General features: G+C 50.1%; 17 protein-coding genes and 2 pseudogenes. 2 read left to right on the forward strand and 17 right to left on the reverse strand.

What is annotated here, in order from left to right; all coding sequences use genetic code 11:
- Positions 1 to 83: 83 nt before the first annotated feature.
- The 17 genes and pseudogenes from DXA36_RS14200 to DXA36_RS14280 form a co-directional block, all read right to left on the reverse strand.
- Positions 84 to 344, reverse strand: coding sequence for a Txe/YoeB family addiction module toxin (locus DXA36_RS14200; RefSeq protein ID WP_118680211.1), 261 nt, complete (start codon positions 342 to 344; stop codon positions 84 to 86).
- On the reverse strand, positions 341 to 598 hold the full coding sequence (locus tag DXA36_RS14205; RefSeq protein ID WP_118680212.1) for a type II toxin-antitoxin system RelB/DinJ family antitoxin: 258 nt from the start codon (positions 596 to 598) through the stop codon (positions 341 to 343). Before DXA36_RS14205 ends, DXA36_RS14200 begins: the two co-directional genes overlap by 4 nt.
- Before the next feature lie 167 nt (positions 599 to 765).
- Positions 766 to 1,010: pseudogene (locus tag DXA36_RS34240) on the reverse strand (DUF1016 N-terminal domain-containing protein); the annotation flags it as partial.
- Between the two features lie 233 nt (positions 1,011 to 1,243).
- Positions 1,244 to 2,803, reverse strand: coding sequence for a carboxylesterase/lipase family protein (locus DXA36_RS14215; RefSeq protein WP_118680213.1), 1,560 nt, complete (start codon positions 2,801 to 2,803; stop codon positions 1,244 to 1,246).
- Positions 2,804 to 3,250: 447 nt separating this feature from the next.
- The gene (locus DXA36_RS14220) at positions 3,251 to 4,810 is read right to left on the reverse strand and encodes a hypothetical protein (protein ID WP_118680214.1); all 1,560 of its coding nucleotides are present in this window, start codon (positions 4,808 to 4,810) and stop codon (positions 3,251 to 3,253) included.
- A 2-nt stretch (positions 4,811 to 4,812) separates the two neighbouring features.
- The gene (locus DXA36_RS14225) at positions 4,813 to 6,507 is read right to left on the reverse strand and encodes a M56 family metallopeptidase (RefSeq protein ID WP_118680215.1); all 1,695 of its coding nucleotides are present in this window, start codon (positions 6,505 to 6,507) and stop codon (positions 4,813 to 4,815) included.
- Between the two features lie 179 nt (positions 6,508 to 6,686).
- Positions 6,687 to 7,061, reverse strand: a complete 375-nt coding sequence (locus DXA36_RS14230; RefSeq protein WP_118680216.1) for a BlaI/MecI/CopY family transcriptional regulator — start codon at positions 7,059 to 7,061, stop codon at positions 6,687 to 6,689.
- A gap of 298 nt (positions 7,062 to 7,359) precedes the next feature.
- Positions 7,360 to 8,280: an ArsR/SmtB family transcription factor gene (locus DXA36_RS14235; protein WP_118680217.1), complete on the reverse strand. Its 921-nt coding sequence runs from the start codon at positions 8,278 to 8,280 to the stop codon at positions 7,360 to 7,362.
- A gap of 69 nt (positions 8,281 to 8,349) precedes the next feature.
- Positions 8,350 to 8,613 (reverse strand): DUF6171 family protein, encoded by a 264-nt coding sequence (locus DXA36_RS14240; RefSeq protein WP_118680218.1) that lies wholly within the window; start codon positions 8,611 to 8,613, stop codon positions 8,350 to 8,352.
- A 115-nt stretch (positions 8,614 to 8,728) separates the two neighbouring features.
- Entirely contained in the window at positions 8,729 to 10,219 is a 1,491-nt protein-coding gene (locus DXA36_RS14245; RefSeq protein WP_118680219.1) for an alpha-N-arabinofuranosidase, read from the reverse strand.
- 75 nt (positions 10,220 to 10,294) lie between these two features.
- Positions 10,295 to 11,245, reverse strand: coding sequence for a glycoside hydrolase family 43 protein (locus DXA36_RS14250; protein WP_182479073.1), 951 nt, complete (start codon positions 11,243 to 11,245; stop codon positions 10,295 to 10,297).
- Between the two features lie 397 nt (positions 11,246 to 11,642).
- A complete protein-coding gene (locus tag DXA36_RS14255; RefSeq protein ID WP_118680221.1) occupies positions 11,643 to 12,509 on the reverse strand; it encodes a GNAT family N-acetyltransferase in 867 nt (288 codons plus the stop codon).
- A 136-nt stretch (positions 12,510 to 12,645) separates the two neighbouring features.
- Complete coding sequence (locus DXA36_RS14260; protein ID WP_118680222.1) at positions 12,646 to 15,186, reverse strand: ABC transporter permease; 2,541 nt, start codon at positions 15,184 to 15,186, stop codon at positions 12,646 to 12,648.
- A complete protein-coding gene (locus DXA36_RS14265; protein WP_118680223.1) occupies positions 15,186 to 15,872 on the reverse strand; it encodes an ABC transporter ATP-binding protein in 687 nt (228 codons plus the stop codon). Before DXA36_RS14265 ends, DXA36_RS14260 begins: the two co-directional genes overlap by 1 nt.
- 142 nt (positions 15,873 to 16,014) lie before the next feature.
- Positions 16,015 to 16,443 carry a VOC family protein gene (locus DXA36_RS14270; protein ID WP_118680330.1) on the reverse strand — a complete coding sequence of 143 codons (429 nt, stop codon included), beginning with the start codon at positions 16,441 to 16,443 and terminating at the stop codon, positions 16,015 to 16,017.
- Between the two features lie 122 nt (positions 16,444 to 16,565).
- On the reverse strand, positions 16,566 to 18,152 hold the full coding sequence (locus tag DXA36_RS14275; protein WP_118680224.1) for a hypothetical protein: 1,587 nt from the start codon (positions 18,150 to 18,152) through the stop codon (positions 16,566 to 16,568).
- A gap of 115 nt (positions 18,153 to 18,267) precedes the next feature.
- On the reverse strand, positions 18,268 to 19,614 hold the full coding sequence (locus DXA36_RS14280; RefSeq protein ID WP_118680225.1) for an MATE family efflux transporter: 1,347 nt from the start codon (positions 19,612 to 19,614) through the stop codon (positions 18,268 to 18,270).
- 289 nt (positions 19,615 to 19,903) lie between these two features.
- On the opposite strand from DXA36_RS14280, the gene DXA36_RS14285 reads away from it, so the two are divergent.
- The gene (locus DXA36_RS14285; RefSeq protein WP_118680331.1) at positions 19,904 to 21,292 is read left to right on the forward strand and encodes an MATE family efflux transporter; all 1,389 of its coding nucleotides are present in this window, start codon (positions 19,904 to 19,906) and stop codon (positions 21,290 to 21,292) included.
- 250 nt (positions 21,293 to 21,542) lie between these two features.
- Positions 21,543 to 21,974 (forward strand): annotated as a pseudogene (locus DXA36_RS33550) (hypothetical protein); the annotation flags it as partial.

Below are 21,974 nucleotides of genomic sequence, written 5' to 3' on the forward strand. Positions count from 1 at the left end.
ACGCCGCACAGACAGCCGGCGGAGGGCCATTCGGCAACTGCGAAGTTTGAGTAAAGTAAAAAAAGAGGACGTTTTCCCGTCCTCTAATCGTCATAATGTCCCCGACACGATAGTATTTCCAATACTCCGTTGCTAATACGATAAACAAAACGATTTGTGTCATCAATATGCCTACTCCAAAATCCACTCAACTCACCTTTCAATGGTTCGGGCTTGCCTATACCATCAAAATACCCTCGCTCTATATCCTTTAACAAGGCATTGATACGTTTCAGAGTTTTCCTATCCTGCATCTGCCAGTAGAGATAATCGTCCCATGCCTCATCAAACCATACTTTCTTCATTCACCCTCTACCTCAATTGGCTCATGCTCTACACCTTTTCCAGCATTAAGGGCGGAAATACCACGCCGTAGGTGCGCCATATTGCTTTCGGAATAGAACGGGTCAGCAGATAATTCAAAAGGTATACGCCGCTCTCTGGCAACTTTTTTTAAAAAGATATTTATTGCCGCTGACATACTAATACCAATATCATCAAAGGTTTGCTCTGCGCCACGCTTAACGTCATCATCAACACGCAAACTAATCTGTACCATAAAATCACTCCTTCCTTGTGCTTTTATTATACTACATTCAGAAGCAACATTCAAGCATTTTTATATACATATGCTTTTCTATTACAGTATACCGGTCTGCTTGTATTTGATACTAAATAACATAAATAATTTATTAAAGATGAATATTTTATGTGCTTTTTAAGTAGATACTGTCGCTTTAATTCCGACAAACTCCAATCATTTTTGCTGCCTCTATCTCATAAAAATGACGTTCGTCAATATTGGCGATTCTCATCAATTGTAAATAATGAGACCAACTCAAGAAAAACTTACGGTCTGTATTTACTTTTGGAAGATTTTCAAATTGGTCAGACACTATCTGACCAATTTGATCACTAGAATAAACCATATAAAACTGCCGCATTTGTTTTAAATTTGTAACAGAAAAACCTTAGTAATATATTCGGTATTATGTAACAGTTCAGACGGTTCTTTGTGCCCTGCGGCATCCCCCTCCCCTGCGTTTCCCTGGGGCGGCGTTGCTGCAAGGTTCCTTGCAGAGAAAAGCAGGGGAGGGGGATGCCGCAGGGCACAAAGGGCCGTCTGAACTGCTACGACATTATATGATACAGATTTTAATCGTATTCTAACATATTCTGTCGAATCATGCCATCACCCTCTCCGTCAGTGCTGCACATCCCGGGCATGTAAAGCCATCAGGTCAAACGGAGGCAGAATCTCGTCCAAAAAAGCCAAAAGCTCATCATCAAAGTTATGGCGCACCTCACATACCCGGTCAAATATCATGGTAGGCTCCTCTTCCGGCGTTACCGGCGGCCATGCTGCAAGACCATCATGATTGGGATTTCCAAAGCGGGCAAACTGCATGGCCGCTTCGAAGATCTGCTTCTCCAGTTCCCCGGAAACCCCGTCAATATTGCAGACCTCCACTTTGTCCGTATTGTGGAAAATAAAAGGGATATCGGAGCAGTGCCAGGCTGCTTTTCCATATTGATACGGGAAGTTCAGAGTGAAGAGATACAGGTAAGACGGCGCTTTCCCTCCCCGGGCGTGGAGTTTTGCAAGCGATTTGGAGGGCTGTCTGAAAACCCGATCCACATCCAGCACATCCAATGCATTTTTACCCGGATACGCCTTTTGGAAAAGCGCCTTTACCTTTTCTGCATGTTCCCCGTATTCCCGGGAAAGGATGGCATCTGTCTCCGCATCCGTCAGGCTGTCTTTCCGGAAGGGGGAGGGCCGGAAGGAAAATTCCCCGAATACGGTTCCCACCAGAAGAGGAATTGTCTTGGCGTGCTCCCGGAAACCGGTCAGCAAGGGTTCCCCCAGATAATAATCATTGACAACAGGCATCCCTCCCACATAGATACCCCGGCCTGCCAGAGCCGGGGAGACGGTGTTATAAGCCCTGGCCAGTTCATAATAGGGTACGGTTTCCAGCTTTTCCACCTCTCCCCGGGGAATCCCCAGCTCCTTCAGAAGGGCTTCTGCAATCTCCGTTCCGTCTCCGGGAAGAACAGGAATCACTTTGCCGTCCGATACGCCGCTCATCACAATGGCCCGGTGGAACAGGCCGTCCGCTTCCGGTATCTGCATCAGCCCGGTCACCTTCATTCCGCCGCCGGACTGTCCGAACAGCGTAACATTGTCAGGGTCTCCGCCGAATGCTTCTATATTAGTATGTATCCAGCGCAAGGCGGCCACCAGGTCGGCAAGCCCGGCATTACCGGAATTTTTATATTTTTCTCCATAGGTTGACAGGTCGAGGAATCCCAGGATATTCAGCCGGTGGTTAACGGTTACCACCACCACATCTCCTTTGCTGCACATATTAAAACCGTCATAGGCCACCTGTTCAATGGAAGATCCTGCGGCATAACCGCCGCCGTGCAGCCATACCATGACCGGTTTTTTCGCCTTTTTATCCAAAGCGGGCGTCCACAGATTCAGGTTCTGGCAGTTTTCATCCTGGGGCCAGTACCGGTGCGGCACCAGCAGCTCCCCGGAGGGCGTGTCCTGTGTCAGCAAAGGACATACAAAACCATAGGATGAGGTTTCCTTCACCCCTTCCCAGCTTTCCGTTTCCCTTGGCATCTGAAAACGTTCCGCTTTTGCATAGGGGATCCCTTTGAATATACAGACGCCGTCCCATTCATAACCCTTCACCTTACCTGCCTTTGTCTCCACCGCGGGTATTTCATCATACCGAAATACATGTGCCATTTCAACTCCTCCTTTTTTCTGAAGGAAAAATCCCTGTCCACTTATGCAGACATAGAATTTGTCCTTCCATTTTTAATGGTTATCCCTTTATCAGGCTTCCTTTTACAGGTATCCGCCGTCCGCCCGTACCGGATATTTGTTCCTGTCTCCTTAAGTCGGCCTCCTGTTTCATTATATAACATGTCTATAATTAAAACCAGACAAGGTATGGATAAAGGCGATATTTCATTACATAGTAATTATATAGGACAGAGCAGCGTTAAAGTATCCAAATAATTACCATTTGATGTCGTTTATATGACCATTTCCCCATTTTTATGCCACACAAAAAAGACAGGAGTCTGCTGTCCCTTTTCGATAGCATACTCCTGTCATGATTCAAACTTCACAGTCGCCAAATGGCCCCTGCGAAGTTTAAGTCATTATCCGTTCCGCGGGACAACGGCACTATTCACCGTAATCCTCCATATACAGGTAATCCACCTCACAGCCGGTATATTCGATATAGGAATTTCCGGCCGTCTTACCAGCGTTATCTATTACCTTTTTCAGCTGCGCTTCCTCCATTCCTCCTTTTCCGAATACACGGTCGATCTCTTCCTTCACCGCCTGTGTCACCGCCTTCAGGAAGGCATCCCGGGCGCTTACGGTAAGCTTATCCGCATCCAGGATACGGTAGGTGAAGCTGTAATACCCCTCTGCCATCTGTACCACCATCTTGTCTCCGAATACGTCCTCCTCCCTTGATGATTCAACCCGAACCTCATAAGAAGGATCCACCTGTTTTTGGGAATACAGTTCTCTCTGGCGTGCATAGTATTCATCCTGGGAGGCCCGGACTGTTGTACGGAGGAACTCCGCATTCCCGTCCGTATCCTCAAGATGCTCCATGACATAATCATAGGCATCATAAAAATCTTCTTTTTCCTCCTCATAGCCGTTGAATACCGCATTGATTTTCCGGTTAAATTCCGCTATGGACATTTCTTCATAGTCCGGGAATTTCAGCTCATTCATGACAATCTCGTACTGCTTCGCCGGATCCACAGACTTTTCCTCTTCTGTGTCCTCATTCCAATCTTCGGTCTTTTCTTTATCATATACATCATCCCAGTAATAAGAGAGTTTCTTGCCGCCCTCCCATACCAGCTGTCCGTCCAGAGCCTTCAGGATACGCTCCAGCTCCCCATCCGCCGCTTTTTCCATGGCTTCTTCCGTCTGCAGGTCCGCCGGAGTCTGTTTTTGCAGGAAAGCCTGCATTTTTTCATCCACACCTTTCAGGATGCTGTCCCGCTGGGCCACGGTTACCTTCTGTTCCTCCGGAATCCGGTAATCATAGGAATAATCCGCATAGCCTCCAGACAGGAATTCTTTATCCCCGAACACATCTCCATAAGTTTCCAGAAAAGCTTCTCCGCTGTGCCATGGATTTTTCTGTCTCTGACAGACTCCGTAATGCTTTCTTTCACATTCGTCCCAGGTATTGGAAAGAGTACCATATACAAAATCCGCAACCGGATCCGTATCCGCCAGAGAGGAATAAACACGCTGGAGAACTTCTTCCGCTTTATGGAAGGTTTCCTCATCCTCCCAGTCCATAACCATGCGGTTGAACTCTGCAACACTGCTGTTTTCGTATCCCGCAGTCTGCCAGGAAAGGATTTGTTCATAATCTTCTTTGGTATATTTATTGGTGCCTCTCCACCATCCGTAGCGTGATCTGCCGGATTGAAAGGAATCACAGCTGCTGTCCGAAGTTGCTTCCCCTTCCCCCGCCGATGCGGATTCTGTTTCCGTGCCTGCCTGTAAAGCGGTTTCTGCTGCCTCCTGCGGGGAATCCTGCGCTTTTGTATCCGCTGCGGCATCCCCCTGCGTCTTTGTGTCCGCTGCGGCATCCCCTTCCGATGTTTTGGGGCCGCAGGCCGCCAGCAGAACAGTCAGGAGGATAACCGTGGGAAGTTCCGCTTTCCGTGACTTCTTCCTCCCCATTAGCTTTCTTATCTTCATGTTCAGTAATCCTCTCTTTCATATACTTCGAAATCAAAGACTTCACAGCCGGTGAAGCTGATTTTATCATTGGTAATCTTTTCTCCTTCGTTTTGCAGTTTTTCCTGCATTTCCTGCTGTGTGGCATCTTTTATCCCATCCGATTCCAGCATATCCCGGGCCGCCTGCATGACTTTCTGAAGAAATGCATCTCTTTCCCCTACCGTAAGATTATCCTGATCCAGGATACGGTAGGTGAATTCATAATCCATCCAGATCTGTCCGGCTTCCACGCTGTCCCCGAACACATCCGCCATGGTTACCAGCTCCGCCGTGGCTGAAAAGCTGGGATCCTTTCTCACTCCGGAATAAACCTCATCCACACGGCTTTGGTATTCTTCCCGGGAAGCCGGTATGGTATTGCGCAGGTACCCTGCATTGGGGTCCGTGACGGGCAGATTGGACACCACGGAATCATAAAGATAATAAAGGGCTCCGTCTTCAGCGTCATCCTCTTCCATAATCTTGTTTATGGTACGGTTGAATTCCGCTATCGACATTTTTTCATAGGCTTCGGGTTTGACAGCGCTAATCAGCTGATTATACTGCTCCTGCGTATATCCGTCCATATACCCTTCTTCTTTCCAGGAATCCTTTACATCCCATACATAATCCATTCCGGCAGGCAGCGCTTTCTCTTCGCCGTCTCCTTCCTCCCCCTCTTCTCCGTTGTTTTTCACCAACTGGTTTTCCTCAAGATTCCGACGGACCGATCCGGCTTGTTTTTCCATCGCCGAAGTGGCGAACAGAATCACAACCGCACATACGATCACCAGGGCGCATACAATGCCTGCAACCGTCCGTTTCTTGGCCTTCATGATAGCATCGATCCGCTCCTTCAGGGCATTCTTGCTGAAGCTGGAGGAAAGAGGGGTCAGGTAGGTGCGCTTTTCTTCCATTTCCAGAAGCGCCAGGGCATAGGAAGGGCAGGACTGGATTCCATACTGGCGGATTACCGCCTCATCACAGGCCAGCTCCAGATCCCGGTTGGACAGAATATACATGACCCAGACCAGGGGATTGAACCAATGGACACACAGCATGGCCGCAAGCAGCCACTTCGTAAGGGCATCAAACCGGCGGATATGGGACATTTCATGGGCCAATATGAACCCCATGGTCTCTTCGTCCCTCCAGTCCGCATCCGCGGGCAGCAGGATTACCGGCCAAAGAATCCCATAGGTAAGAGGCGACTCTATTCTGTCCGAACAGCGTACCTGTACCGGCCTGCGCAGCCGGTGTTCCTCTATCCATTCTTTGGCAAAGGGGTGTTCCACAGGCAGGGAGGCGGCATATATCCGGCGCCCCCGCAGATGCATGACCAGAATAGCAAGTGCCAGCAGGGCAGCGCCCCCTGTCCAAAGCAGCAGCCAGGGTGACAGAGCCGACGCTGAAGCGGCCTGCGCCGCATTCTCCGAAAGAAGCAGGCCGGGACGCCGCCAATTCTGACCGGCTCCCCGGATAGCCCCCTGCCCCACTGCAGTATAAACACTCACCGGGGAAGGAATGCGCACCGGCAGAATCAGACAGAAGAAAGCCGCTCCCCACAATGCCAGAAAAGCTGTCTTCGGCAGCCGGTTCACTGCCAGCGCCCTCACTATAATAATTACCCCTATCATCACTGCACCGCTTATACTCATTTCAAGCAACGTTTGCATATTATCCTCCTTATGTGACTATGGTGTTGCTGTTTATTTCCGCGGGCAACGAGCCAAACGGATGCACTCGCATAGAACCGAAGGTCCTATTATCCGCTTGGCGACTGCCGCGAGGGTCAAATCCCCATACACATTAGTGTATTGCGCTTGCTGCGTAACAAGTTTTATGCCCTGTCAGCTCACTGTGGGGTATTTGACTTCCAATTTTTAATCCGTTCCTTCATTCGTGTGATCTCATCCTGTGACAGCCGTTTGCTTCCCAGCAGGGATGCGACAAGCAAGTCCGCTGATCCTTCGAAATTACGCTGTATCAGCTCTTCCGTTTCCTGTTCCTGCACGCGTTCCCTGCTTATCAGCGGGTGGCAGATGAAACCCGGCTCCCGTCTTTCAACGGCTTCCTTTTCCACACATTTGCGGATGATGGTATAGGTGGTGGTTTTACTCCAGCCCACCTTTTTATTGAGCCGCTCCGCAATCTCCTTTGCACTCAGCTCCCCTTCGTCCCATAAGCATTCCATTACCCGCCGCTCCGAATCAAATAATTTACCAATCATATCTTCAACCTCCATTTTACTCCAGTAGAATATGATATCATTCTACTCCAGTAAAACAGAAGTGTCAATAGGATAATAAAAAATAGCTTTACAGACGACGGCGGGAAACCAATCCGTCCCCGCCGTCGTCTGTAAAGCTATTTACTTTCCCATGCCTCATTCACAATGGCCAGCAGCCGTTCCGTTTGTTCCAAAGATATATGTTCTGCAAGCCTTGCCCCTGCAATAACAGGCATCCAGGCCGGCATAGCTGCCTGGCTCGTTGCTCGCGGGAATAAAGCGCTGCCAGTTCCGCCCTCTACTCCTCAATCCCGCTGTAATTCATTTTCACGTTGATATCCTGATTATAGTTTCCAAAGGACTTTCCAAAAATAGTCAGGCCCCCCACATGGGCGGAGTCCTCATCCACTGCCAAACGCAGCCGCAATGTACTCTTATAATCCAAATGCAGCTGCCGGATATCCACGTTGGAAATCTTCAGGCCATCGATAAAGGTGCCTTTGCTATTCACCACCAGGAGTTTGAGCATACCATACTGGTTCCAGTTGGGATACCACCAGTCGGGGGTAAAAAGCCCCCGCACATCGCCGAAATCACCCGGCGATGTCCACTTTCCCAGAAGCACACCGTTCAGGTAAAAGCTGATATCCGAAGGCCAGTTGTCATTCACGCCCGGCGCTTCGCTTCCCAGTTCCAGGGATATGGATATCTGATCGATTTTGTTGCCGGAGGGGATGAAATTAGGGATGATATATTCCACATACCCTCTGGTAAACCAGAGGATTTCCGCATTATACCGGTCCGGGTGGGCAAAATACCGGGTATCGTCCACCGCCCCAATCAGTGCGGAGGAGGTTGCCATCCCGCAGGTGGGGTAAACCTCGTAGCCGGCAAAATGGCCCACTTTCAGATCGGTGTCGTAAATATTCTTTTCTTCCTCCCGGCTGTTCACCTCAATCAGAATCTTATCCAGCGCCACGGCGCATTTTTTCTGGTTGCCATGCCCCGCGGACTCGCTGGTAACGGTGATTATCCCGCTGTCCTCCAGCTTTTTGATATGGCTGGTCAGCGCGCCGTTGGTAATCTTAAGCCGAGATGCCAGCTCGTTCATATTCATATCCTGGTTTTCCAGAAGGATTTTTATGATTTCTATTCGTATTTCGGAGCCTAAGGCCTTAAATACTTCAAGCCCCTCCTCCAACGCTTTTATATGCAGCATACTTATCCCCCAGATCCCTCTCTATCCCGGCGCATTGTGCATCTCTTCCAAAACCCGCCGTATGCCCTGTCACTCCTGCCACTTATCATAAGGACAGCCATTTTTTCTGATGACCGCCCGCAGCTCCACAAAACAGCCGCAGGCCCTGCACATTCCTTCCAGGAGCATATCACACTGCTTACAGACGGCGAGCCTTTCTTCATAAAGCCCGCCGTCCGCTTTGATATCCTCATCCAGACCGGTAATATAATCGTGCAGGTTTTGAAAATAAGCGTCTTGATCCATCTCCCTGAGAAGACATTTCAGACAATGCTTTTTTCCTTCTGCTTCCATCGCTTCTCCTGTCTGTATCTGTAAATTACCGGGAAAGCGCCGCTTCCACAGTAGGGATAGCCATTCGGCCCGGCTTCTTTCATGTATGGTGTTACCCGGCGGACCGGGCATGGGGTTACTGTACGCGCACCAAAACCACGCTGGAAGCCGGGATAACAAATTTCAGCCCCTTTTCCGTCAGTTCATATGCGGTGAATTCTTCTTCCTTCACCCGTTCCGGATCCTCAAAGGTGTTATAGGCGTCCATTTTCTGTGTAAGGATGCTGGCAGTTACGCGGGAAGGAGAAAGCTCTGCAAAGCTGACTTCCACTTCGCTGTCCCCCGTAACGGACAGGTTATTCAGGGTCAGATTAACGGTTCCGTCCGCAGAAACGGATACCGATTCATGCAGGGAAGGTACGCGGTACTGCTCCTCGCTGATTTCCTTTACGCCTTCCGCATAGCTTTCCACCAGATCCGCATCCTGATGGTATTTGTACATATGGAATACATGATAGGTAGGTGTTTTTATCATCTTGGGGCCTTCCGTCAGGATCACGGACTGAAGCACATTCACCATTTGGGCAATACAAGCCATTTTCACCCTGTCGCAGTGCTTGTTGAAAATATCCAGGGTAATTCCTGCGACCAGCGCGTCACGCATGGTATTCTGCTGATATAAAAAGCCCGGATTGGTGCCCGGCTCCACATCAAACCAGTCGCCCCACTCATCCACGATAAGGCCGATTTTCTTTTCCGGATCAAACTGATCCATGACAGCGCCGTGACGGTTCACCAGCTCTTCCATGTAAAGGGCCTTCGCCATGGTCTTGTACCAGGTCTTCTCGTCAAACTGTGTGGCGCTTCCCTTCTCCTCCCATCCGTCCGGATGCACATAATAATGCAGGGAAAGGCCGTTCATCAGGCGGGCGGGATCAGGAGAGCAGGTATCAAGCACTTTGTTTGTCCAGTTATAATCCGCCACATTGGGACCGCCGCATACTTTATAAATGGGGGCATCCTGATGATACTGGCGCACATAGGTCTGGTATCTGCGGTACAGGTTGGCATAGTATTCCGGTGTCATGTTTCCGCCGCAGCCCCAGTTTTCATTGCCCACGCCGAAGAAGTCAATTTTCCAGGGCTTCTCATGTCCATTCTGTTTTCTCAGATCTGCCATGGGGGAAACGCCTTCAAAGGTGATGTATTCCACCCATTCCGACATCTCCTGCACCGTACCGCTGCCCACATTACCGTTTACATAGGTCTTGCAGCCCAGCTGTTCGCAAAGTTCAAAAAATTCATGGGTGCCGAAGCTGTTGTCTTCCACAACGCCGCCCCAATGGGTATTGATCATTTTTTTCCGGTTTTCTTTGGGACCGATGCCGTCCTTCCAGTGATATTCATCTGCAAAACAGCCGCCCGGCCAGCGCAGCACGGGAATCTGCATCTCCTTCAGCGCTTCCACCACATCCGTCCTCATGCCGTTTACATTGGGGATATCGGAATTTTCGCCCACATAAAGCCCCTCATAAATACAGCGTCCCAGATGCTCGCTGAAATGTCCGTAAATTTCCGGATTGATGTGTCCTTTTTTCTTCTTTTCATTGATAAAAATCTTGGCCATTTTTTGTCCGTCCCTCTCTTTTTTTTGTTATTTATGTTCTTGAAAACAACGGCTGTATGCGCTGCTTCCAGGTGTTTACCGGTAAGAAAAAACCGGTTTCCCTTCTTCGTTCCACCGTACCTTCATCAGCATCGTATGCCGGTTGGGGTTGTAGAGGGGATCCCCTTCTATAACCGCTTCTTTTCTGGCATGGTAGACGCAGATATCTCCGCCTTCCTCATCCGTGGTAAAGGAATTGTGCCCCGGGCCGTAAATCTCCAGCGTTTCATCGGAAGCGAGCACGGGGTATCTTTCCTTACTCCAGGAAGCGGGATCCAGAAGATCCGCATCCTCCGGCGCACTCAGCATCCCCATGCAGTAACAGGCCCCCGTGGCGCTTGCGGAATAGGTGAGGAAGATCCGGCCGTTCCGTTTGATGACGGCAGGGCCTTCATTGACCCAGAAATCCACCCTCTCCCAGTCATAATCCGGCGTGGTGAGCAATACCTGTACTGTCTCCAGGCGGTTCGGCGAAGCCATGCGGGCAATGTACAGATTGGAAATCATCTTTCCCACACCCACCTTTTCCGCCCATACATAATAACGGCTCCCTTTGTTCTCAAACACGGTGGCATCCAGGGAAAAAGCGCGGAAGGAAAATTCATCCCCGCCGGCACACTGCATTTTCCCCAGCTCCGTCCACGTTCCGGTTATGGGATCTTCATCGGCACATTCCAGCACAAAGGGCCGGATCGCCCAGATATCCTCCGCCTCTCCCGCGGCAAAATAAAGATACCATTTGCCATCCAGATAATGCAGCTCCGGCGCCCAGATATGTTCGGACATAACGCCGCTTTCATGCTTCCTCCATACGGTATTCTCCGCGGCATCCGCAAGACCGGCAAGGCTGTCCGCCCGGCGCAGGATGATTCTGTCATAGGCCGGTACGGATGCGGTGAAATAATACCTGCCGTCCGTATGGCGGTATATGTACGGATCCGCCCTCTGCATAATCCATGGCTCATTCCATTTCAGCTGTTCTTTCATTTTTATGCTCTCCCGTCTTTATTTTAGATATATTTAAAATAATTGACTTTATACTAAATTATATAATCTATGGGCGGATTTGGCAATACGGAAACAAAAAAAAACAGGCAATACGAACAGTAACCGTTACTGTTCACTCAGTACTGTGCATTTACTGCACAGTACGTGAGAAAGTGATGCAAGGGTGCATAAATCCCATCGCCGCAGACGATTTTAAATGGATTTATGCAGGTTACTGGTCACGGAGTGACCAGTGACCAGTAACCAGTTCAGGCGGTCCTCCGTAATCGGACAGACCGCCTGGCTGTGACATTCCCCGCCGTATTTATTCCCGTTTTAACAGCTGTTTGCCGTATGGGTTACCTGCTGAAAACAGGCTGTAAATGGAAGGAAATTATTATTCAAATTGCAGCATGAGCGAATCACATACCGCTCTATATCCTATTTCCTGATAAATATGATTTGATGTGGGATTCAATAAATCCGTATATAATACACATCTTTTGAAGCCTTTGTCTAATGCCATCCGGCTGATTTGAGCCACACATGAGGTGGCATAGCCTTTTCCCCGGTAGTAAGGAGGGGTATAGACAAACGCCACACCCACAGCCGTCTGCATTTCCCTTGTATATCCCGCCATAGAAACCGGTATCCCCTTGTCTTCCAGAATATAGAGCTTCTTAGTCGATAGCCGGTATTGATATGGTTCGGCATCCCGGGGAATGGACATTTGCGTTTGTCCGTAAACAGTTGCCGCATGGAATGCTTCCTCCCAAAACGGGAAAAAAGGCATGTCTTTTTCCTCCAGCAGCCGGACGGCACCAAATTGATTTATAGCCGGGTTTACCGCAGTCAGTTCATAAATCCGCTGGCTCATAGATGTTTTACAGGTCAATCCCCTGCAGGCGGTATATTTCGCAGCAAAATACTCTGCCAGTTTTTTTTCGGTGGTCACGCCGGGAATTTCATGGTTTTTCAGCCCGTCTATCAAACAATCCACCGCTTTGGGATCCACGATATTGTCCGTAGCATAAAGCGTGAGATTATGCGGAGGTGTCATCAGCGCGGTAAGCCGTATTCCGTCCGCATCCGAAACCGCTGCCATAAGCCAGTTCACCGGATCCCGCCAGTCTGTTTTATCTTTCCCTTCATGGCCGATAATGATGTTGCCGAGGGGAATCATATTCTGCGCTTCGTGGTGCATGAACACATCATAGGTATCCCTGTAAAACGTATGTACGTCTGTATACAAATGGAACTGCATTGCTATACCTCCCTCATTACACAAGATCACTCAAACTTCGTAGTTGCCCAATGGCCCTTCGCCCGCTGTTTGATTATATCATAAACAGCTATTCTTTTGTATGTTGAACCGGATTTAACAAGGGTAATTTATACTGTCACGCCATGTCATCCCGGAGTACATCAATAATATTTTCTTTTCTGATTTTGTCCACCGCATACAGCATGGTAATAAATACGATGAAGAATACGCCCAGCACACTGACCGCCATGCTGCTCCACGGGAAAACAAAGGAAACTTCCCCGCCGCCTTCCTGCATCCCCTTATAAATCAGGCAGGAAATGATTCCTGAAAGGGGCAGCCCCCAGGCAAATGTCCGCACGCCGTAAAGAATACATTCAAAACGCATCATCTTATTAAAATCCCGGTCGGACATTCCCACCGAACGGAGCATGGCAAGCTCCCGTCTGCGCAGCTTGATATTGGTGGAAATTGTGTTAAATACATTCGCAACCGCAATCAGCGATATCATTGCGATAAAAACCGCCGAGAACAGGTTGACTATAAACAGCATATTACGGTTTTGTTCCAATATTCCGTAAACATTATACAGACTATAATCCGCGGTGATACCGGCACTCTCAATTATTTCCTGCATCCGGGCCACGGAACCTCCTGCATTTTCCGATTCGAAGGTCATGCCCAGCTTTGTCGGTATGACCGTGGCATCTAAAACGTCAAACTGCGGCTTCATCCCGTAAGGAGCGATTACCAGAAGCTCATATCCCGGCCACTCCCCCGGATCTGTGGGCAGCAGATCCGGATAGTCCTTAACAAAGGAGGTCCGGATTGTTTTCGTCTGCATGCCGTCTATGGATCGGATCGTGAATTCCATAGGTTCTTCCTGCGTATACCAGTATCCGGGCAATATTCCTGCAATAATCATGCTATCCTCCAGCCCGGTATACTCCGCGGCGGACAGACCGAGGCCTGCAAGCAGGTCCTGATACACTTTATCCTCCACAAACTGAATATCCAGCTTCACTTCCATCGTTCCGCTTTCTCCGTCATATCCTGCCGGGCCGCCGAATTCCTCCAGGAAATGATCGGATAACTCATTTACATCAAGCCGGCAGGAATATGTGGAAAGTGCCTGACAGGAGCTTTTCGTGACAGAGACAGCCGTTTTCATTTCCTCATAAAGCCGGAAAAACTCGCTTTCCTCCATATCCCTCGTATAGAAGCAGATATCATAATCCTCAACCACCTCCGCTGAGCTTTCCGCGATCTGGTTCAGATATGTCCCAAAGGAGCCTGCCGCCACAAACAGCACCACGCTTAACGTAAGCGACAGGACAATACTGCGGTAGCGCCGCTTGTTCCGCTTGAAATTTTTTAACGCGAGCATTTCCTCCAGGCCGTAAAAATGTCTCGCAAACCAGGAAGTCCTAACCGCCTTCGCTTCCACCCTGACCTCGTTCGTCTGACGGATGCACTCCATCACAGGCATACCGGCCGCCTTTTTTGCCGGGAGATACGCTGAAATCAGAATGGTGATCATGCTGATAACCACCGCAGCCGCAATCGCCGGCGCAGATACCACCAAAGTAAGCGGAACATTGTCATACATGATATTGGCAAAATTCTTTGCCACAAGGGAGAGCACAAGCCGGATACTCGGTAACCCGATCAGAATCCCCAGCGGAATGCCGATGATACCGATGCAGAACCCTTCAAAAAGCACGGAATTGCGCAGCTGCTTTTCCGTAGCCCCCACCGACATGAGTATACCGAACTGATGTGTCCGTTCATTTAATGAAATATGGAACGAATTATAAATCAGGAACACCGATCCCAGCATGACAAGGGCTATCAAAATACCGCCTATGGTGTACAAAAGCGCCATGAGCAGCTTTTCGCCCGACAGCCCCATAAAACGCAGCACATCATCGTTCAGGACATATCCCCCGCCGTCCGTCAGGCCGGATGCATAGGAATGGACCTGATACGGATTCTTCAAAGTGATAAATACGGTAAGGCTGTCCGGGTCCGTCTCATCCGCTGCCGTGATCAGGGTATATCCCGGTGCCATATATTCCTCGACAGCCGGCCGCTGGCAGATCCCCACAACCGTATATTCTTTTTCTGCCAGGGGCACAAGCGTTTCTTCCCCGGAACGGTACGGATCATGCTGGCTGAGCTTGCTCTCCCCGCTCATACGGTTTCCCACCGCGAGCGGAAGCACATCGCCCACGGATATCTTCACGCCCCCGTTGGCCGCAATATGTGCCGGTATCACCACCTCGCTGCTGGTTTCCGGCAGCCTTCCGGAAAGCATTTTCAGAGGCAGCTCCTCCAAAGCCTCCCTGTCCCATCCGGTCACAAACAAATAGGGCTTGTCGGGATTTTGTCCGCCTTCCAGCGCCGCATACCCGATGTTGCGCAGCACAGCCGCATGTTCCACCCGGCTGTCCGCCTCCTGTTTTGACACGAATGAAGAATCCGCAGCGGGAACCTGGACATGCCATCCGCCATATTTGGCGACCGCCCCCTTTATCATATAATTCTGCAATGATACCGCAAAGGTTGCGACCGCCGTTACCAGGGCCGCCGACAGCGCCACGCCGATAATGGTAACAAACGTTTGTGTACGGTTTTTCCGCAGTCCCTGCAGAGCAACTTTATTAAAAATATTCATTATCGCGCCACCTGCCTCTCGTCCCTTATCACTTTCCCGTCCGCAATCGTAATAATACGGTCTGCCTGCAAAGCTATTTTCTCATCATGCGTGACCATAAGCAAGGTCTGGTTAAATTTTTTATGGCTTTCCTTTAACAGCCGGATGATTTCTTCCCCGTTCCGGCTGTCCAGACTTCCGGTGGGTTCATCCGCAAGGCAGACCTGCGGCGCATTCATCAAAGCCCGCCCGATCGCCACACGCTGCTGCTGCCCTCCGGACAGCTGATTCGGCAGATGCGTCCTTCTCTCCTGCAGGCCCAGCAGATCCAGCAGTTCATTCAGCCTTTCCTTATCCACCTTCCGTTTATCCATCAGAATCGGCAGCGTGATATTCTCCTCCACATTTAAAGTCGGGATCAGATTATGAAACTGATAAATCAGCCCCACCTTCCGTCTCCGGAAAACCGCAAGCGCTTCATGATCTCCCGCATACACATCTTCCCCGTCCAGGAAAACCTTTCCTCCCGAAGGCACATCCACCCCTGCAATCACATGCAGCAATGTAGATTTCCCCGATCCCGAGGATCCGATAATCGCCGTAAAATCCCCCTTGTCAATCGTGAGGGAAACATGATTAAGCGCTTTAACCTGATTCTCTCCCTTACCATATACCTTGGACAAATTAACAACCTTTAAAAATTCCATTATATGAGCCTCCTATCGTTCTTTTCGTTATCTCATATAATAGAACCGCATCCTTACATCTGCGTGACTTTTGGGTGAGAGATCCGTCACATTCCCCCTCTCTGTTTAAAAAGAGGAAAGCATCTGCGCTTTCCCCTTTTTCCTATCTCAGTGCAAATCCCTCACTGTCAAACATTTCCTTCATATTACACAGACAAAACGGATGCCCCTCCGGATCAAACATCACTCTCCACCCGTCCGAAAACTGCTTCTCCGCGATCACCGCTCCGCAGGCAAGCGCATGCGCCACCGCTTGTTCCAGATCATTCACCGCAAAGTCCAAATGGGCCATCTGCTGCTGCGCTCCGGATTCTTCCGGCCACACGGGAGGCACATATGCAGGGTTGCGCTGAAACAGGATGCCCGGATACGCCCCCTGCGCCGCTCCCGGTACCCCCACGCATGCCCAGTCCTCATCATGGTACGGGATTTCCCACTTGAGCAGTTTCGCATAAAATTGTGCCAATTCGTATGGCTCCCTGCAGTCTGCCGTGAATGCGTACATTTTGATTTTTAGTTCCTTTTCTGCCATAATACCGCCTCCCTCTGATTCTCCCAGCCCCATTCCTGTTATTTATCCGCGCAGACTATTTGGCTGTGGGTCTGCCAAACAAGCCTTTTTTATACGGTACCATACAAAAGGAAAAAATACTATCATACTGTCTGAAACAGAAAAACGAGTACTATCAAGAGAAGAAGGATACCCAGCAGAGGCAGCAGCATTCCCGGGCGGAATGCTTTTGCCCCGCCCTGTTCCTTTTCAGGTTCCAACAGCATCCCCCAGGGGCTGTAGGGGCTTAGGGGCCATTGCAGATAAGGGATATTTTCCCCGCCGATAGACCCAAGGAACTGGTTCCAGTCCCTTTCCAGTTCCTTTTTCCCTTTTTCCCAATCCTGGCCGGCATCCTCCGCTCCCGTCAGGGCGGAAAAGAAACCAGTGGACTGCCTGGCTTTTTTAACGGTACGGTTTTCCCTGTTTTCTGCGGTGCCATAAAATTCACCCGCCGCATATTTCAGCCCTTCTTCCAGTGTCCTGCCCGGCTCCTGTTCCTTCATAAACAACTGGATAACATGATAATAAACCCGGCGGACTCCTGACATGTCCGTTTTCCTTCCGTCATTTCCCCCGTCCGATCCCTGCCGGTCAAAGCGCTGGTTCATATAAACGTCAACGAGCCGCTGGAAGGCCTGCCGGATGTCCCGTGCCATATCCTGCCCCACTCCGGCATGCTCCGAATAAACCTGGGCCTTTACCATACTCTCCGCCAGCAAAAAACCGGCCAGCGCTTCATTGCCCCGAAGAGCCGGCAGCCTTTGGAACAAATCCCCTTTTCCTGTAAAATACGTGAGGAACCGTTCTGTCCGTTCCAAATCGGTTGCTGTATAATGCTTATTTTTCAGCTGGCGGACATCGGCCTGGGAATACAGCCTGATACAGGTCTGCTCTCTTTTGCGGATATGCTCCCGGTAGCCCGTTTCCGCCCGGATCCCCTTTCCTTCCCCTTTCCGGTAAAGCACACCCTCCGGAAATTCCTCCCGCTTTTGCGGGCCTTCCTGATAAATATCCCTCTCCGCGTTACCCCGATCTTTAGAAATAAGCACCGCATTATCACTGATCTGCTTTAAAAGCTGGAAGCGGAGGATATCGGCCGCCCCTTTCTCGCCGCAGCGGGACAGGAACGCCAAAAGAGCCGGATATCTGGCGGCGGACACCTTTCCTACCGCTTCCAGTAAAAGGGAATTCAGCTGCTTTGTATACAAAGCCTGCTCCTTTCCCGACAGCCCCTCAAAAAGTCCCTCCAGAAGTTGGTGGTAAACATCTTTCAGACAGGCAAGTTCCTGAGACAGCCCAAGAAACGGACGGTCCTGCCAGCCCTCCAGCATCTCCCAGGCTTCCCGGAAACGTTCCTCCGGCAGACCGTCCGCCCCCTCTTCCGTCCCATTTTGGCCCTCCGTCCCCCCCTGGCTGCGCAGCGCATCCCGGGAAAGCGCCGCTTCATCGGAACGTATCCCGTCCGCTTCCGTCTCCGTCCGGGCAGGCTGCGTTTTCGGAACCGGAGTTCCCGATCCGCCCATTTTTTCAAGCGCCTCATCCACCGCTTCTCCTGACGCTTTGATAAAATTTTTACCGATAGCCAGGGCCGCCTCTTTTTCCAAATCCGCAAGCTTCTCATTTCCGGAACCGGTAAGCCCGGTTTTCCGCTCCGTTTTCTCCGGATACTTTACAGGGAATATCTCCATAATGCCTCCCGCCTTCCTTTACCTCTTTTATCGGCAGGTTTTTCCGGAAGATAACCGCTGTGTACCTGTTCCGTCCTGCGGCTTTCTCAGAGTCCGGCCGTAAGCGCCTATCTTTCTACCAGGATTTCAGCTTTTTCATCCGGTAGCAATAGCTGGTAACCAGAATCACATCGGCTCCCACCCAGGCCAGTATCTCCGCATAAAATATCCCTTCCTCCCCCATCAGCAAGGGAAGCAGGATTGCGGTACCGGTGCGCATTGCAAATTCCGCGATTCCGGAAACCATGGGAAGCAGGGTGTCTCCCATCCCCTGAAGGGCGGATCGGGTCACATGCAGCACATAAAGGACAGGCAGAAATACACTCATGATTGCCAGATAATGATAAGCAATTCCCAGAGTCGCCGTCACATCCTCCGGTGAACCGGATATAAAGCAGCCCAGGATAGCCTTCCCGAAAAGAAGCATCGCCCCCGCAATGACGGCGGAGGTCACCATGGCTACAAGCAGAGCGGAGCGCATCCCCTTGCTGATCCGGCCGACTTTCTTTGCTCCCAGGTTCTGCCCCACATAGGTCACCATGGCATAGCCATAGGAGGTGGCGGCCACCTCCAGGATTCCGTACAGCTTATTGGTAGCCGTAAAGCCTGCGATAAAGAGGACGCCGAAGCCGTTCACCACAAACTGCACGATCATGCCGCCAACCGCGATTATGGCATTCTGGAAAGCCATGGGAAGGCCAAGCTTCATCAGATAAACACACAGGGACCGCTCCATCCGGAAATCCTCTTTGGAAAAAGCAAGCACCTCAACCCGCAGGATAGCGAACAGGCAGAAAATACCGGAACAGATCTGAGCGATGACCGTAGCCCCTGCCGCTCCCTGGATCCCCCAGTGAAAAACAAGGACAAATACCAAATCCAGGACCACGTTGATGACTGCCGCAACTATCATCGCATACAGAGGCGTTTTGCCGTCTCCCAGGGCACGGAGTATGGAAGCCAGGATATTATAAGCCATTACTACCGGAATTCCCAGAAACATGATCCGCAGATAAGCCAGCGAATCCTCTATGATGGAATCCGGTGTCTGCAGCAGTTCCAGCACCGGCCTCGCAAGAAGCTGGCTGAACGCCAGGAGCAGCACCGAAGTCCCAAGCGCCAGGAGAAGGGAATTCGCCACGGTTTTACGCAGCCTTTTATAGTCGCCCGCTCCGAATTCATGGGACATTTTTATGGAAAAGCCCTGGGTAAAGCCCTGGATCGTACCCAGAATCATCCAGTTCAGCCAGTCGGCAGCCCCCAGTGCCGCAAGCGCCCCGACACCCAGCGCCTGTCCCACCACCATCGTATCCACAACGGTATAGAACTGCTGAAATACATTTCCGATCATCAGCGGCAAAGAAAAAGCCAGGATAAGTTTTAACGGTTTTCCCTCCGTCATGTTCTGAATACGTGCTGCCATTCGCCACTCCAACCTTTCTGTCTGTTTTGAATTGTTCATTCATAACCTTACTGTTCACTCCGTGACCAGTAACATGCATAAATCCATTTAAAATCGCCTGCGGCGATAGGATTTATGCACTCTTGAATCACTTTCTCACGTACTGTGCAGTAAATGCACAGTACTGAGTGAACAGTAACTTAATAACCGTTCCATGCAAAAGGAAACCTGCACCGCCTTTACAAAGGCCGCATGCAAGTTTATAATCACACTATATCAGAAAATACAGGAAAACAAAAGAGGCGGATTTATGGTTCAGGAAAATACGGTAAATGATTTTTCCAAGGGGAGTGTGGTTAAAAATATACTTACCCTGGCACTGCCCATGACATTAGCCCAGCTAATCAATATCCTTTATAATATTGTAGACCGGATGTATATCGGACGTATTCCGGAGCATGCCACGCTGTCGCTCACCGGCCTTGGCCTGTCCATGCCCATTATAACGGTGATCATTGCCTTTGCCAACCTGTTCGGCGTGGGGGGTGCCCCGCTCTGCTCCATAGCCAGGGGGAAAGGGGATATCAAAGGGGCTGAAAGTATCGTTGGCAATGCTTTTACGATGCTTTTGGTCACCGGAGTCCTGCTGACCGCGGCGGGACTATTCTTCAGGAAACCCCTGCTGTATGCTTTCGGGGCGAGTGAAGCCACTTTTCCCTATGCCGACAGTTATCTTTCCATTTATCTGCTGGGAAGCACCTTTGTGACCGTCAGCCTGGGAATGAACAGTTATATTAATGCCCAGGGTTTTGCACGGATGGGTATGGTTACGACGCTCATAGGGGCGGTTCTCAATATCCTTTTGGATCCTCTTTTTATCTTTACTCTGGATATGGGAATCCGGGGCGCGGCCATTGCCACGGTGATATCCCAGCTGGCCTCCGCCCTATGGACGTTGCATTTCCTCACAAGTCCCAAGGCCATCCTTCGCATCCGCCTTTCCTGCATGCGGCCCTGCCTGAAAACCATCCGGGATATCACGGCACTGGGGCTTTCCAATTTTATGATGGCAATTACCAACAGTATCGTCCAGGTGGTCTGCAACGCCACCCTTTCTATATATGGAGGGGATTTGTATGTAGGGGTTATGACAGTGATTAACTCCATCCGTGAAATCGTTTCCATGCCGGTTTCCGGTGTGACAAACGGTTCCCAGCCGGTTATCAGCTTTAATTACGGCGCGGAAAAATATGACCGGATTAAGACCGCTATCCGTTTTATGGCGGTCAGCTGTATTGCCTATACCACCGCTGTCTGGGGAATCCTGCATTTATTTCCCGTTTTTTTCATCCATATCTTTAACACACAGGCCGATCTGGTGGAAGCGGCGGTTCCCTCCATGCAGATTTATTATTTCGGCTTTTTCATGATGTCTCTTCAGTTTTCCGGGCAGACGGTCTTCCAGGCTTTGGGAAAAGCAAAATATGCCATCTTTTTTTCCATTCTCCGCAAAGTTGTTATTGTGGCCCCTCTCACCATCCTTCTGCCCAGATGGATCTCGCCTTCCGTGAACGGTGTCTTTCTTGCGGAGCCTGTATCCAATTTTATCGGAGGCACCGCCTGCTTTGTTACCATGCTGATTGTTGTGGGCAGGGAATTAAAAACCGCACAGAACAAGCAGATCGATACGGCCGTCTGAACTGTTGCGACCTGTTTGCATTATTACCATTCAAAGGTAAATTTAATGTTGCAGGATTGATAATAACATGCTAAAGTAAATATAAGCATAATTTTCTATGAATCCTGGCGTAAGCCGTCTTATTTCTATTCTCTATTCAGAAACTCTATGCTTACCATCCAAACGAAACAGGCAGGAGTTGCTGGACAGAAGCGGTTTACGCACATTCTTTCAGACAGCTTTCTGCCGCAATTGCAGAAAGGAGCTGTCTATGAAAGAAAAACATTCCAGGGAAGAATACCCTTCCACGGAAGAAAAGGAACTGCATGTGGTGAGGAACCACAAGGATACGGTATTCCGTTTACTGTATCAAAACAGGGAAAAACTGTTGGAACTATACAACGCACTGAACGGAACCGCTTATGAGGACTCCGGCGCTGTGGAAATCTGTACGCTGGAAAACGCGATTTATATGGAGGTAAAGAATGATGTTTCCTTCCTGTTTGATTCACAAATGAGTCTGTACGAACATCAGTCCACCTTCAACCCGAACATGCCGCTGCGGGATCTCTTTTATATCGCCAGGCAATTGGAGAAGTATACGCTGGGAAAGAGCCTGTATTCCAGCAAGTTACGGAAAATCCCCGTTCCCCGGTTTGTCGTGTTTTATAACGGGACGCAGGATCAGCCGGAAAGCCGGATA

Origin of the sequence: Eisenbergiella sp. OF01-20, from assembly GCF_003478085.1 — a bacterium.
Lineage (GTDB): Bacteria > Bacillota > Clostridia > Lachnospirales > Lachnospiraceae > Eisenbergiella.